The organism is Paraburkholderia sp. GAS199 (assembly GCF_050436585.1).
Taxonomy (GTDB): Bacteria; Pseudomonadota; Gammaproteobacteria; order Burkholderiales; family Burkholderiaceae; genus Paraburkholderia.
Genome location: NZ_JBNDMM010000006.1, coordinates 436,806 through 451,640 on the forward strand (window position 1 = coordinate 436,806; position 14,835 = coordinate 451,640).

The window sequence follows — 14,835 nt, forward strand, 5'->3', positions numbered from 1 at the left end:
CGGTCCGTTCGCGGCCCGGCTGCCGGATGAACCGTCGATCCGTGCACATCGGTGCAAGGCGTCCGCCGGCCCCCGCGCAATACTGAATACGTCATGGCTCATTCAACTTTTTGTGAAATTCCGGCCGGCCGTATCGCCTACTCCCGACGCGGGATGGGGCAGCCGCTGGTCCTGCTGCATCCGATCGGCGTCGACCGGAGCTGGTGGGACGACTACGTGCAGCACTGGGCGGCATCGTTCGACGTCGTCGCGATCGATCTGCGCGGTCACGGCGACTCCAGCCTCGTCACCTCGCCGCTCACGCTCGCCGACCATGCGGGCGACGTCGCCGCCGTGTTGCGCAAGGAGAAGCTGGCCGGCGCCACGATGATCGGCGTGTCGATGGGCGGCATGATCGCGCAGCGCGTCGCGATCCAGTTTCCCGAGCTGGCCGGCGCGTTGATTCTTTGCGCCACGGCGGGTGGATTTCCCGACGAAATCCGCCCGCGCATCCTGGCGCGCGGCGACCTGAGCCGCCAGGGTTCGATGTCCGAAGTGATCGACGACACGATTGCACGCTGGTTCGCTGCCGACACGCCGCGCCCCGACCTCGTCCAGACGTGTCGCAAGCGTCTCGCCGCCGACGACTGGTTCAGCTGGAGCGCGAACTGGCAGGCAATCTCGCAGCTCGACAACCTCGGCGAACTGGCGCGCGTCAGCGTGCCGTCGCTGGTCGTCGCGGGCGACGCCGACGCCAGCATTCCGCCGGCGTTGTCGCAGAAAATCGCGGATGCGCTGCCCCACGGCCAGTTCGTCGTGGTGCCGGGCGCGGCGCACTTCGGCGCGTTCGATCGGCGCGAGGCATTCACGAAAGTATTCGACGATTTCCTCACGGCTCTCGCCCGTTGACGTGGCACGCAAGCCCGTGCTCGCGTGAAGACGGTTTCACGCGCCGCGCGGCTCGGGAGTAATCAGATAAGTGGAGCGACGCCCGCATGGGCCGATCGCCCCAAGGAGGCAGTATGGCAATCACAATCCGCTCGTCTTTCACCGTCGACGCTCCGTCGTCGGATGTCTGGACGACCATGATCGACATCGAACGGTCCGCACCGTGTTTTCCGGGCGCGGAACTCAAGGAACAGCAGCCCGACGGCAGCTATAAAGGCGGTTTCACCGTCAAACTCGGCCCGCTCACGCTGAAGTTCGCGGGCAAGTTCAAGATCGCCGAACAGAACGACGCCGACCGCACGGTCGTCGTGTCCGCCAGCGGCACCGACACGAAAGGCCGCGGCGGCGCCGACGCGCAGATCAACGCGGCCGTCACCGATGCCGGCGGCGGCAAGACGAAAGTCGACGTGGTCTCGGACGTGAATCTGTCGGGCACGGTGGCACAGTACGGACGCGGTGCCGGCATGATCGAGGCGCTCTCGCAACAGTTGCTCAATCAGTTCGCCAAAAATCTGACCGCGCTGATCGAGTCGGATACGGCGCACGCCGCCGAGCCTGCCGAAGTGACGGAAAGCGCCGCCACGGGAAACGCGGCAAGCAGCGCTGAAATCAACGCCGCCGGTTCGGCCACGCCGTCTGCCCAGGCGAGCGCGCCGAACGTCAGCCACGAATCGGCCACGCCGACCCCGCAAACTGAAACGGCGGCCGCACCGCGCCCCGCCACCCAGCCGCGCCGTCCGCCGCCCCCTCCGGTCGCGCCGCTCGATGCGGGCGCACTCATGCGCAAGGCCATGTGGCAGTCGATCCGCAATTACTTCGCGCGGCTCTTCGGACTCAAGCAGCACCACTGACCAGGCCGCCGCACTATCGGAGTACGCATGAAACCCAGTGAATTCCAGTATCACGCGCCGACCACCATCGACGAAGCCGCGCAACTGCTCGGCACGCTCGACGACGCGCGCGTGCTCGCGGGCGGCCAGTCGCTGATGCCGATGATGAACTTCCGGTATCTGATGACCAGTCATCTGATCGATCTGAACGGCGTCGAGGCGCTCACCCGTATCGAGGAACGCGACGGCCGTCTGCATATCGGCGCGATGGCACGCCAGCGCGATATCGAACTGTCGCCGCTCGTGACGAAGCGCGCGCCGCTGATCCGCGAGGCGTATCAGCTCGTCAGCCACAAACAGATCCGCAATCGCGGCACGCTCGGCGGCAGCCTGTGCCAGCTCGATCCGTCGTCGGAGCAGCCCTGCTTCACGGCCGCGCTCGACGGTGTGCTGTCGATCGCGCGTTACGAAGACGGCGCTGTGACCACCCGCGAGTTGCCGATGTCCGACTGGGCGATGATGTACATGACGCCCGCGCTCGAAGAAGGCGAGCTGCTCGCCGGCATCTCGCTCGACATCTGGCCCGAAGGCCACGGTTATGCATTCGAAGAGTTCGCACGGCGTCATGGCGATTACGCCATCGTCGGCGTCGCGGCGCTCTGCACGGCCGATCCGCAAGGACATCTCGATCGCGTGTCGCTGACTATCTGCGGTGTCGCGCCCGGCCCCGTGCGCATGCACGAAGTCGAGACCGCGTTGCGCGGCCGTCCGATGGACGACGCCGCGCTGCGGATCGCGAGCGACGCTGCCCGCGCACTCGACGTGATGACCGACGCGCACGTCAGCACCGACTATCGCCAGCATCTCGCCGGCGTTCTGACCGAAAGAGCGCTGAAGACCGCGTTCTCGCGCGTCGCAAGACCCTCATAAAGTGAGCAAGGAGAGAGACATGGAGACTCGTACTGTCAGAGTCGTCGTCAACGGCACCGCCTACGAGCGCGACGTGGAACCGCGCCGCATGCTGGGCGACTTCCTGCGTCACGACCTCGAACTCACCGGCACGCACTACGGCTGCGAGCACGGCGTATGCGGCGCCTGCACCGTGCTGATCGAAGGCCGCACGGCACGCGCCTGCCTGACGCTCGCGGCTCAGGTGAACGGCCGCTCGCTGACCACCGTCGAAGGACTCGCGCACGAGGACGGCACGCTCAACGAACTGCAGAAAGCCTTCAGCGAAACGCACGCCTTGCAGTGCGGGTTCTGTACGCCCGGCATGCTGATGACGCTGACCGAACTGCTGAACGAAACCGATTCGCCCAGCGAGGCCGAGATTCGCGAAGCGATCACCGGCAATCTGTGCCGCTGTACGGGCTACCAGCCGATCGTCGCCGCCGCCCTGCTCGCCGCGCAACGTATCCGCGACCAGCGCGCCACCGCACCGACGGCGCACGCGACGGAGTAACACGATGGAAATTTCCGACCTGAAAGGTGCCCCGACCGACCAGCGCTTCATCGGCAAGCGCATTGCTCGCACCGAAGACAAAAAGCTGCTGAAGGGCCAGGGCTCCTACGTGGACGACGTGCATCTGCCGAACATGCTGCAGGCTGCCGTACTGCGCAGTCCGCACGCGCACGCAAAAATCGTTTCGATCGACTGCAGCGCCGCACGCGAACTCAAGGGCGTGCACGCCGTCTACACGCACGCCGATCTGAACGGCCGCGCCCGTGGCCGCGCGCCTTCCATGCTGCCAAATCCGGCGATCCGCTTCGAGCGCACCCAGGAATTGCTCGCCTCGACGGAAGTGACCTTCGCGGGCGAAGCGGTGGCCTTCGTGGTCGCCGACAACCGCTACATCGCGGAAGACGCGTGCGGTCTGATCGAGATCGAATACGACACGCTGCCCGCCGTCGCCGACTGCCGCGCAGGTCTGCTTCCGGAGTCGCCGCTGTGCCACACCGAAGCGAAAGACAACGTCGTCGCGCACATCGACATGGGTTTCGGCGACATCGACGCCGCCTTCGCGAACGCGCCGCATGTCGTCGAGGCCACGTACTGGCAGAACCGCGGCTCCGCGCATCCGATGGAAACGCGCGGTTATCTTGCCGAATATCACGCCACCAACGACGAGTTGACGGTGTGGTCGTCAGGTCAGGCGCCGCACCACGAGAAAAAGAATCTCGTCGAACTGCTCGAATGGGACCCCGAGAAACTGCGCGTGCTGATGAACGACGTCGGCGGCGGTTTCGGTCCGAAGCTGCCGTTCTATCCGGAAGAAGCACTCGTCGCCATCGCGGCGGTGGCGCTCAAGCGTCCCGTCAAATGGATCGAAGACCGCCGCGAGCATTTTCTGGCGGTCACGCAGGAGCGCGACCAGTGGTGGACCGTGCGCATGGCGCTGGAGAACAACGGCAAGATTCGCGGCGTGAAGCTGGAGATGGTGCACGACAACGGCGCGTTCCTGCCGTGGGGCATCATCACTCCGTACATCTCCATCACGACCACGCCGGGACCGTACGTGATCCCCGCGATGCACGCCAAACTCGATGTCGTGTACACGAACAAATGCGCGACCTCGCCGGTGCGCGGCGCGGGCCGCCCGCAAGCCGTGTTCGCCATGGAGCGCATTCTCGACAAAGCGGCTCACACGCTCGGCATGGACCGCGCCGAACTGCGCTGGCGCAATCTGATCCAGCCGGAGCAGATGCCGTACGACGCAGGCTTCATCTATCGCGACGGTAGCCCGCTGCGCTACGACAGCGGCGACTATCCGGCGTGCCAGAAAGCCGCGCTCGATCGCGCGAACTACGAGGGCTTCGCCGAACGCAAAGCCGAGGCGCGCCGTCAGGGCCGCTTCATCGGCATCGGCATGGCAAGCTTCGTTGAAGGTACCGGCATGGGTCCGTTCGAAGGCGCGACGGTGCGCGTGCAGGCGAGCGGCCGCGTCGTGGTGATCACCGGCGCGTCGCCGCAGGGCCAGGGCCACAAAACGACGTTTGCGCAGATCTGCGCGGAGCAGCTGAACGTAGCGCTCGAAACTATCGACGTGATTACCGGCGACACCGGCGGCATTTCGATGGGCGTCGGCACGTTCGCGAGCCGCGCAACCGTCAATGCCGGCAACTCGGTCTACATCGCCGCGCAGGCCGTCGGCGAAAAAATGCTCACGCTCACGGCGCATCTGTGGAAATGCGAGACCAGTGAACTCGTGCTGATCGAAGGTCATGTGGCGCGGCGTTCCGGCATCGAACAACGCATCAGCTACGGCGAGCTCGCGAAAATTTCGCAAGGCATGCCGGGCTTCACGATGCCCAAGGGTCTCACCGCCGGACTCGAAGAAACCAAATACTTCTCGCCCGCGCAGTCCACGTATTGCAACGGCACGGCCGTGGTGGAACTCGAAGTGGATCGCGAGACCGGCCACATCAACATCCTCAATTACGTGATGGCGCACGACTCGGGCAAGCTCATCAATCCGATGATCGTCGACGGTCAGGTGATCGGCTCGGTCGCGCACGGCATCGGCAACGCGACGCTCGAATGGATGCAGTACGACGAGAACGCGCAACCCACCACGACCAACTTCGGCGAATACCTGCTGCCGATGGCGACCGACGTGCCGAACGTCGACATCGTGCACCTCGAAACGCCCTCGCCGCTCAATCCGCTCGGCGTCAAGGGCGCGGGCGAAGGCGGCACGATTCCGGCCGCCGCGGCGATCGTTTCGGCCATCGAAAACGCGCTCTCGGAGTACGGCGTCGAATTCACCGAAGCGCCGCTCGTGCCGCAGCGCGTGTTCCAGAAACTCAAGGAGGCCGGCGCCTACGCGCGCTGACCTGCGCAGGCGCCCGCGCGATGCGGGTGCCACTCCCTGTTTTCATTGTTTGGACCTTTCTCCATGACGACCGAATTCACCGCAGCGCTCCACGAATCCGAATACCGGATCACCCTGTCCCAGCCGGAACTGGGCAACACGCTCACGCTCGATGCGATGCGCGCACTCGCCGCCGAGATTCGCAAGGCCGGGCGCGACAGCCATGTGAAGATCATCCGCATCCGTGCGTCCGGCCCCGCCTTCTGCCGCGGCCGCGCGGCCAGCGCACCGCCCGCCACGCCGCAGAGTTCCGAGCAGTTCCGCCGCAACGTGGCCGATCCGATTCTCGACGTCTACCGCGCGATGCACGAAAGCGAAGTGCCGCTACTCGCCGAAGTGCAAGGCGACGCCGAAGGTTTCGGCTGTGCGCTCGTCACCGCGTGCGACATGGCCGTCGCTGCGGACAGCGCGCGCTTCAATCTGCCCGAGCTGCAGAAAAACCTGCCGCCGACGCTGGTGCTGTCCGTGCTGCGCTACAAGGTGCCGCCGAAGGCGTCGGCGCACATGGTCTATCTCACCGAGACCATCGACGCCGCGAATGCGCGCGACTGGGGTATCGTCGCCGAAGTCGTGCCGGCAGCGAAGTTGAGCGAACGCGCCGACGCGATGGTCGCGTCGATCTGCACGCGCGACCGGATCGCCATCGCGACGCTCAAGACGTATTTCCGCGAGATCACGATCCCCAACTTCTCGCTGGCAAGCGAAGTGGCGGGCGCCTCGCTCGCGAACGCCATGACGTCGATGCGCCGCTAGGCTCGCGCCGAATACCGCCGCTCGCGCGGCATCGGCGCCACGGATCGAACTCGCACTACCCTGCCCGCGCCGGGCAGCATTTCAAGCAATAAGGGCGCCGCGCAACGCGGCGTTACACGGGACTTCTAGCCATGGCTGAACAAGACACCACTTCCACGACTGCCGCGAACGCCGCGAACGCCGGTTACGCGGATCTGCACGAGCACATTGCCCGTCTCGACGCCGCCGGATTGCTGTACCGCATCGACGAGCCCGTCAATAAAGACACCGAAATGCATCCGCTCGTGCGCTGGCAGTTTCGCGGCGGCATTCCGGAAGCCGATCGCAAGGCCTTCCTCTTCACGAATATCGTCGACAGCAAGGGCCGCAAATACGACATTCCGGTTATCGTCGGCGGGATTGCCGCGAATCCGGAGATCTACCGGATCGGCATGAACGTGCCGACGCTCGACGACATCGGCGACGCGTGGAATCGCGCGATCGACCATCCGGTGCCGCCCGTGGTGGTCGAGAGCGGTCCGGTGCACGACATCGTGATCGAAGGCCGCGATCTCGAAGGGCCCGGCAACGGACTCGAGTCGCTGCCACTGCCGATCTCGACGCCCGGCTTCGACGCCGCGCCGTATATGACCATGACCGGCGTGATCTCGCGCGATCCGGAAACCGGCGTGCAGAACATGGGCACCTATCGCGGCCATCTGAAATCGGCCACCCGTCTGGGCATGATGATGCTCGTGAATCTGCGTGCGGGCGGTCTCGATCACTGGCGCAAATACTCGGCCAGAGGCGAGAAAATGCCGGTCGCCATCGTGCTCGGCGCTCCGCCGCTGGTGGCTTTCCAGGGGCCGCAGAAGTTGCGCCCCAACGTCGACGAACTGAGCGTGGCCGGCGGCCTTGCCGGCGCGCCGATCCGCGTCGTCAAGGGTCGCACCGTCGATCTGATGGTGCCGGCGGAAGCGGAAGTGGTGGTCGAAGGTTACGTCGACCCGACGTATCTGGAGCCGGAAGGTCCGTTCGGCGAAAGCCACGGCTACGTCGCGCTGGAAGACTACAACCTCTCGATCGAAGTCACGGCCATCACGCGCCGCAAGGATGCGGTGCTGACCTCGATCATCTCGCAGGTCACGCCGTCCGAATCGAGCGTCATCAAACGTCTTGCCTACGAGCCGATGTTCCTGCGTCACCTGCGCGATCACCTCGGCATTCGCGGCATCAAGAAAGTGTCGTTGCACGAGCCGCTCACGAATTTGCGCCGCTTCGTGTTCCTGCAGTTCGAACGCGGCGCGAAGCGTACCGAAGTCTGGCGCGCGCTGTACGGCACGATGTCGCTGCAGGCCGCAATCGGCAAGTTCGTGATCGCCGTCGACGACGATATCGATCCGGACAACGCCGACGCCGTGTTCTGGGCAATGGGTTACCGCTGCAATCCGGTCGAGGACGTGAAGCTGATTCCGTTCCGCGAGCCGGGCCACGGTCCGCGCTCGGATCACGACACCGGGCTCGATTCGGCCATGCTGGTCGACGCGACCATGAAGGCGCCGATGCCGCCGCTCGCGTTGCCCAAGAAGGAATACATGGAAAACGCCAAAGTGTTGTGGGAGCGTCTCGGCCTGCCGAAGCTCAAGCCGGAATCGCCGTGGTACGGCTATTCGCTCGGCGACTGGACCGAGGAATGGGACCGCAATGCCGAGCAGGCCACGCGCGGCGAATGGATGCAACGCGACGCGTCCTATCAGGCGCGCCGCAGGAGCGGCGTCGAGCCGAATTCGCCGGTGCGCGGCATCGAGGGCAATCATGGCGACGAATAACAGCACGCCTGAGCGGATCATCGTCGGCATCACCGGCGCATCCGGTGTGATCTACGGCATCCGTGCGCTCGAACTGCTCGCCGAGGCGGGTGTCGAGACGCATCTCGTGATCAGCAAGGCCGCCGAACTGACGATGACCTACGAAACCGAGTTCCGCGCGGCCGATCTGCGCGCGCTGGCGTCGAAGTGGTATGCGCCGGCCGATATCGGCGCGGCCATTTCGTCGGGCTCGTTCAAGACCAAAGGCATGCTGATCGTGCCGTGCTCGGTGCGCTCGATGAGCGAAATCGCTACCGGCATCACCAGTTCGCTGATCAGCCGCGCGGCCGACGTCGTGCTGAAAGAGCGCCGGCGTCTCGTGCTCGGCGTGCGCGAAACGCCGCTGCATGGCGGACATCTGCGCACGCTCGTGCAGCTCTCCGACATGGGCGCGATCATCGCGCCGATCGTTCCGGCCTTCTATTCGAAGCCGCAAACGATCGCCGATATCGTCGATCACACGGTCGGCCGCATGCTCGATCTGTTCGACATCGAAACCGGCGTGGTCAAGCGCTGGAAAGACCAGCCGCAGGAGTCGTAAGCCACGCACTCTGCGGGCCGTCCCGCTGTCACTCCCTACCTCACAGGCTCGCCGCACAGCGCGGCGGCGAGCCGCCTCTCGCGATGACCATGACCGAATCCAATCCGCTTTCCCGGCTCGCCGATCCGAGCCTGTTGCGCACGCTCGCCTACATCGACGGCGTATGGTGCGGCGCCGACGATGCCCGCACCTTTGCGGTCGACGATCCCGCCACCGGCGAGAAACTCGCCGACGTCCCGCTCATGACCGACGTCGAGACGCGCCGCGCGATCGAAGCCGGCGAGCGTGCACAGCGCGGCTGGCGTGCGCTGACCGCGGCACAGCGCGCCGCCGTTCTGAAGCGCTGGCACGCGCTGATGGTGGCCAATACCGACGACCTCGCCATCATCATGTCGGCCGAGCAAGGCAAGCCGCTCGCCGAAGCGAAGGGCGAGATCGGCTATGCGGCGTCGTTCATCGAATGGTTCGCCGAACAGGCCAAACGGATCGACGGCGACGTGCTCGCCTCGCCCGCCGCCGACAAACGCATGCTGGTGACGAAAGAGCCGATCGGCGTCTGTGCCGCGATCACGCCGTGGAATTTCCCGGCCGCGATGATCACGCGCAAGGTCGCGCCCGCGCTCGCCGCCGGTTGCGCGATGATCGTCAAACCCGCCGAAGCCACGCCCTTGTCGGCGCTCGCGCTCGCCGAACTCGCGCATCGTGCGGGTGTGCCGGCCGGCGTGTTCAGCGTGGTCGTGGGCAACCCGCGTGCGATCGGCGCGGAGATGACCGGCAATCCCATCGTGCGCAAACTCTCGTTCACCGGTTCGACGCCGGTGGGACGATTGCTGATGAGCCAGTGCGCGCCGACGGTCAAGAAACTCTCGCTCGAACTGGGCGGCAACGCGCCTTTCATCGTATTCGACGACGCCGATCTCGACGCGGCCGTCGAGGGCGCGCTTGCTTCGAAGTACCGCAATGCCGGGCAAACCTGCGTCTGCACGAATCGCTTCTACGTGCAGGACGGCGTGTACGACGCCTTCGCCGAAAAATTCGCGGCGGCAGTCGCCCGCATCAAGGTCGGCAATGGTTTCGAAGGGGGCGTCACGCAAGGCCCGCTCATCAACGAGGCCGCGGTGGAAAAGGTCGAGTCGCATATCGCCGACGCCGTGGCGCACGGTGCGCGCGTGCTGACCGGCGGCAAGCGTCACGCGGCGGGCAAGCTGTTCTTCGAACCGACCGTGGTGGACGGCGTCACTGCTTCGATGCGCTTCGCGACCGAGGAAACTTTCGGCCCGGTCGCGCCGCTGTTCCGCTTTCACGAGGAAGCGCAAGCCATTGCCGCGGCGAACGCCACCGAGTTCGGCCTCGCCGCCTACTTCTATAGCCGCGACATCGGCCGCATCTGGCGCGTTGCGGAAGCGCTCGAATACGGCATGGTCGGCATCAACACCGGCCTGATCTCGAACGAAGTCGCACCATTCGGTGGCGTGAAGCAGTCCGGCCTCGGCCGCGAAGGCTCGAAGTACGGCATCGAGGAGTATCTGGAAATCAAATATCTGTGCATGGGCGGCCTTTGAGCGGCGCCGGCTGACGGCGGGGCCTGGCAGGTAGTTCGGCGGCCGGTCGCGTCGACTTTCTACCCGAAATTGCCCCCTGGCCTTCATCAAAAGCCGGCGTCCGGCAGTGTCTGCACGGCATGGCGCGCCGCGTGTCGGGCGCGCTTCCGTGCGCGGTTTTGTCCCGTTCAAACGGGCGACATCGCCGCGTTGACAGCCGTCGTATTGACATGCAATCATACAATCACACTGAATCACCCACATGCTGGGTCTCATATCCAGGAGACAGAATGTCATCATCGGCTCACGAAGTTTCGCGCACCGACGCCACCACCGGCGCACCGCACGATCTGCAGGAACATATCGCCCGGCTGGAGGCCAAGGGCCTGCTGACGCGCATCGACCGGCCGATCAACAAGGACACGGAACTGCACCCGCTCGCGCGCTGGCAATTCCAGGGCGGCCTGCACGAGGATCAGCGGCGCGCTTTCCTGTTCACCAACGTGGTCGACGGCGAAGGCAACACGTATGACATTCCGGTGCTGATCGGCGGCCTCGCCGCTTCGCCGGAAATCTACGCCACGGGCCTCGGCTTGCCGGTCGAGCAGATCGGGAAAGCCTGGACCGAGGCGATTGCCGAGCCGGTGCCGCCCGTCATGGTGACGCACGCGCCGTGTCAGGAAGTGGTGATCAGCGGCGACGCGCTGAAGACGCGCGGTCTCTCGCGCCTGCCGGTGCCGGTATCCACGCCGGGCTTCGACGCGGCGCCGTATCTCACCGCCACGCTTTGCGTGACCAAAGATCCTGAAAGCGGCGTGCAGAACATGGGCACGTACCGCGCCGCGCTGAAATCGGAAGACCGTCTGGGCGTGCGGATGGCGAGCCGCTTGTCCGGCGCGGGCGGTTATCTGCATTGGGAAAAATATCGGGCCGAAGGCAAGCAGATGCCGTGCGCCATCGTGCTGGGTTGCGCGCCCGCGGTGCTGTTCACCGGCCCGCAAAAACTGCAGATCGATCAGGACGAGATGGCCGTGGCAGGTGGTTTGATGCGCGCGCCGGTCGAGGTGGTACGTTGCAAGACCATCGACCTCGTCGTGCCAGCCGACGCCGAAATCGTGATCGAAGGCCTGATCGACACCGACGCGCTGGAGCCCGAAGGTCCGTTCGGCGAGAGCCACGGACACATCGCGCTGGAGGACTACAACATGTCCATGCACGTCACTGCGATCACGATGAAGAAGAAGCCGGTTTTCGTGTCGATCATCAGCCAGGTGACGCCCAGCGAAAGCTCCGTGCTCAAGAAAGTCGCCTACGAACCTCTGTATCTCGAACATCTGCGCAAGGTGATGGGCGTGCGCGGCATCGAGCGCGTGGTGATGCACGAGCCGCTCACCAATCTGCGCAAGGTGATTTTCCTGCAATTCGCGCGCGGCACGCAGCAGGCGGAAGTCTGGCGCGGCCTGCAAGGCGCCGCGACACTGCAGGCGCAGTGCGGCAAGCTGGTGATCGCCGTGTCCGAAGACATCAATCCGGAAAATGCGGACGCGATTTTCTGGTCGCTCGCCTACCGGGCCGACTTCACCCACGACCTGCACGTGACACCTTATCGCGCCAGCGGCCACGGTCCGAAGTCCGGCCGGGCGCCGCTCGAAAGCACGCTGCTGATCGACGCGACGCTCAAGCATCCGATGCCGCCGCTGGCGCTGCCGACCGAGCCCTTCATGAGCGCCGCACGCAAGATCTGGGAAGAACTCGACCTGCCGCGACTCACGCCGCAGTCGCCATGGCACGGCTATCACCTGGGCGATTGGGACAAGCGCTGGGACGACTATGCCGACGCGGCCACCAAGGGTGGATGGCGCGAAACGGGCGAACGGACCTGGGCCAACCGGCGCGGCGGCGTGAAGCCGGAGACGCCGGTGCGCGAGGCGTCGGGCGGACACGGCGAGTGAACTCGACGAATCAGCGTGACGAACGAGCGCAACCCATGAGCGCGGCAGACAAGGACACACGAGGCCCACGCCACGCGCCCGCCGAACGTCGGCAACCCAGGAGCAGAGGCATCCGGAGACAGCCATGACTCAACACACTACCGTCGATATCGCCCAGGTCGTCGAGACGCAGGAACGCAGCTGGTTCACCGTGAGCCTCTTCATTCTGTGCGCCCTCGTGATGCTGGCGGACGGTTTCGACAACCAGGCCCTGAACTACGCCGCGCCCGGCATCATCAGGGAATGGGGCATCAACCGGGCGCTGATGACGCCCGTGTTCAACATCAGCATCGTCGGCTGGATGGCGGGTTCGGTCGTCTTCGCCATGCTGGCCGACCGCATCGGCCGGCGGCGCGCCATTCTGCTGGCGACCGCGCTGTTCGGCGGCTTCACTTTCGCCGTGCCGTTCGCGCACAACCTGGTGGAACTGTCGATTCTGCGCTTCTGCGCCGCGCTCGGCATCGGCGGCGGCATGCCGATGGCGGTCTCGCTCATCACCGACTACGCCCGCTCGGGCAAGCGCGGGCTGATCATCACCCTGCTCTATCTCGGCTACACCGCGGGCTCGTCCGGCGGCGGCCTGCTCGCGGCGGAAATCATCCCGGCGTACGGCTGGCGCTCGGTCTTCTATCTCGGCGGTGCCGGCGCCGTGGTGGCGGTCGTCATCCTGTTCATCGGACTGCCGGAATCGATCCGCTATCTGAGCCTGCGCAATCCTTCCAGTGAACGCATCCTCGCCTATGCCCGCAAACTGAAGCCGAGCGCGCGCTTCGCGGACGACACGCGCTTCACCTTCCAGGAGCAGGCGCGCACGGGTGTGCCGGTGCGCCATCTGTTCACCGAAGGCCGTTCCGCGATGACCGCTTTTCTCTGGCTTGCGCTCGGCTTCTCCTTCGTCACGCACTTCTTCCTGTCGCAGTGGATGACGACGCTGCTCACCGACGAAATCGGCTATGCGAATGCGGCCCGCAGCCAGGCGTTGTTCCAGCTTGGTGCCGGCTTCAGCTGGTTCTTCGGCTGGCTGATCGACCGCAAAGGCGTGCGCGTGATGACGCTGACGATGATCCTCGGCGCGATTCCGGTGGCGGCGCTCGGCGTGGCCGTCGGCACGGGCGCCAGCCTGACCATGGTCATGGCGCTGGCCTCGGGGCTGCTGGTGCTGGGCGGCAATATCGGCCTCAATGCCATTTCGAGCATGATCTATCCGACCTTCATCCGTTCGACGGCGACCGGCGCCTCCTTCGCGGTGGCGCGCATCGGCGCCATCGTCGGGCCGCTGCTGGCCGGTGTGCTGATTGCGCTCGGCACGCCGATCGGCACGATCTTCCTGCTCGGCGCGTTGCCGCTGCTCGCAGCCGGCGTGGCCTGCTTCATGCTGAACCGGACCATCACGCCCGAAGCCGCGCGGGAAATGTCCTTGCGCTCGGCGCTGTCGCGGCACTGACGGGCGAGTGCGCCGAGAGTCTCACTATGGATAGCGTCAATCTCGAAGTGCTGAAGACGAGCGTTCGCTGGATCGAAAGCGGCCGGCGTGTGCTGCTCGTCACCGTGGTCAGGACGTGGGGTTCGTCGCCGCGGCCCGAAGGCGCGATGCTCGCCATCTGCGACGACGGCGCGGCGGTCGGCTCCGTCTCCGGCGGTTGCATCGAGGACGATCTGATCGACCGCGTGCGGCGGCATGGCATCGAAGAAACGCGCCCCCAGGCGTTGAAGTACGGCATTTCGGCCGACGAGGCGCATCGTTTCGGCCTGCCGTGCGGCGGCACGATCGAACTGGTGCTCGAACCGCTGACGCGCGCAAGCGGCATCGACGATCTATGCCGCCGCGTGGCGGCCGGGCAACTCGTCGCGCGCTCGCTCGACATGAAAACTGGCGCGGCGCGGCTCGTGCCGGCCTGCGCCACCGACGGCGTCGATTTCGACGGACGGCGACTGCTGACCATTCACGGTCCGCGCTACCGGATGCTCGTGATCGGCGCCGGCCAGCTTTCGCGCTATCTTTGCCAGATCGCCCTCGGGCTGGATTATCAGGTGACGGTGTGCGACCCGCGCGAGGAATACACGGACACGTGGCACGTGCCCGGCACCACGCTCGTGCGCACGATGCCCGACGACGCCGTGCTCGACATGAAACTCGACGAGCGCTGCGCGGTGATCGCCCTCACGCACGATCCGAAGCTCGACGACCTCGCGCTGCTGGAAGCGCTGCGAACGCCGGCATTCTATGTCGGCGCGCTCGGATCGCGACGCAACAACGCCGCGCGGCGCGAGCGGCTCGAAACGTATTTCGATCTCGGCAAGGACGAACTCGACCGCTTGCGCGGCCCCGTCGGCATTTATATCGGCAGTCGCACGCCGCCTGAAATCGCCGTCTCGGTGCTGGCCGAAGTGACGGCGATCAAGAACGGTGTCGCGCTGCCGGACGAAATGCGCGTGGAAGCCGCGAAGGCCGTGCTCGACATCGCAGTCGACCGGCAATCCAGTTGCGCTGTGAATCTTGCCGTAAGCGAGCACCGCTGATAAAAAATCAGCC

The 14,835-nt window shown here is 65.6% G+C and carries 12 protein-coding genes; all 12 read left to right on the plus strand.

The window, feature by feature from the left end; all coding sequences use genetic code 11:
* The first annotated feature begins 93 nt into the window (after positions 1–93).
* The 12 genes from P3T18_RS23950 (at position 94) to P3T18_RS24005 (ending at position 14,822) form a co-directional block, all read left to right on the plus strand.
* Positions 94–888: an alpha/beta fold hydrolase gene (locus P3T18_RS23950; RefSeq protein ID WP_429302442.1), complete on the plus strand. Its 795-nt coding sequence runs from the start codon at positions 94–96 to the stop codon at positions 886–888.
* 113 nt (positions 889–1,001) lie between these two features.
* Positions 1,002–1,778, plus strand: coding sequence for an SRPBCC family protein (locus tag P3T18_RS23955; protein ID WP_429302443.1), 777 nt, complete (start codon positions 1,002–1,004; stop codon positions 1,776–1,778).
* 27 nt (positions 1,779–1,805) lie between these two features.
* Positions 1,806–2,687, plus strand: a complete 882-nt coding sequence (locus P3T18_RS23960) for an FAD binding domain-containing protein (protein ID WP_429302444.1) — start codon at positions 1,806–1,808, stop codon at positions 2,685–2,687.
* A gap of 19 nt (positions 2,688–2,706) precedes the next feature.
* Positions 2,707–3,219, plus strand: coding sequence for a (2Fe-2S)-binding protein (locus P3T18_RS23965; RefSeq protein WP_429302445.1), 513 nt, complete (start codon positions 2,707–2,709; stop codon positions 3,217–3,219).
* A gap of 4 nt (positions 3,220–3,223) precedes the next feature.
* Entirely contained in the window at positions 3,224–5,590 is a 2,367-nt protein-coding gene (locus P3T18_RS23970; RefSeq protein ID WP_429302446.1) for a xanthine dehydrogenase family protein molybdopterin-binding subunit, read from the plus strand.
* Between the two features lie 63 nt (positions 5,591–5,653).
* On the plus strand, positions 5,654–6,382 hold the full coding sequence (locus P3T18_RS23975) for an enoyl-CoA hydratase/isomerase family protein (RefSeq protein WP_429302447.1): 729 nt from the start codon (positions 5,654–5,656) through the stop codon (positions 6,380–6,382).
* A 131-nt stretch (positions 6,383–6,513) separates the two neighbouring features.
* Positions 6,514–8,190 carry a UbiD family decarboxylase gene (locus P3T18_RS23980; RefSeq protein ID WP_429302448.1) on the plus strand — a complete coding sequence of 559 codons (1,677 nt, stop codon included), beginning with the start codon at positions 6,514–6,516 and terminating at the stop codon, positions 8,188–8,190.
* Entirely contained in the window at positions 8,177–8,770 is a 594-nt protein-coding gene (locus P3T18_RS23985; protein ID WP_429302449.1) for a UbiX family flavin prenyltransferase, read from the plus strand. Before P3T18_RS23980 ends, P3T18_RS23985 begins: the two co-directional genes overlap by 14 nt.
* 89 nt (positions 8,771–8,859) lie before the next feature.
* Positions 8,860–10,332, plus strand: coding sequence for an NAD-dependent succinate-semialdehyde dehydrogenase (locus tag P3T18_RS23990; protein ID WP_429302450.1), 1,473 nt, complete (start codon positions 8,860–8,862; stop codon positions 10,330–10,332).
* 269 nt (positions 10,333–10,601) lie between these two features.
* A complete protein-coding gene (locus P3T18_RS23995) occupies positions 10,602–12,263 on the plus strand; it encodes a UbiD family decarboxylase (RefSeq protein ID WP_429302451.1) in 1,662 nt (553 codons plus the stop codon).
* 124 nt (positions 12,264–12,387) lie between these two features.
* Positions 12,388–13,746, plus strand: a complete 1,359-nt coding sequence (locus tag P3T18_RS24000; protein WP_429302452.1) for an MFS transporter — start codon at positions 12,388–12,390, stop codon at positions 13,744–13,746.
* A gap of 26 nt (positions 13,747–13,772) precedes the next feature.
* The gene (locus P3T18_RS24005) at positions 13,773–14,822 is read left to right on the plus strand and encodes an XdhC family protein (protein ID WP_429302453.1); all 1,050 of its coding nucleotides are present in this window, start codon (positions 13,773–13,775) and stop codon (positions 14,820–14,822) included.
* Positions 14,823–14,835: the final 13 nt, after the last annotated feature.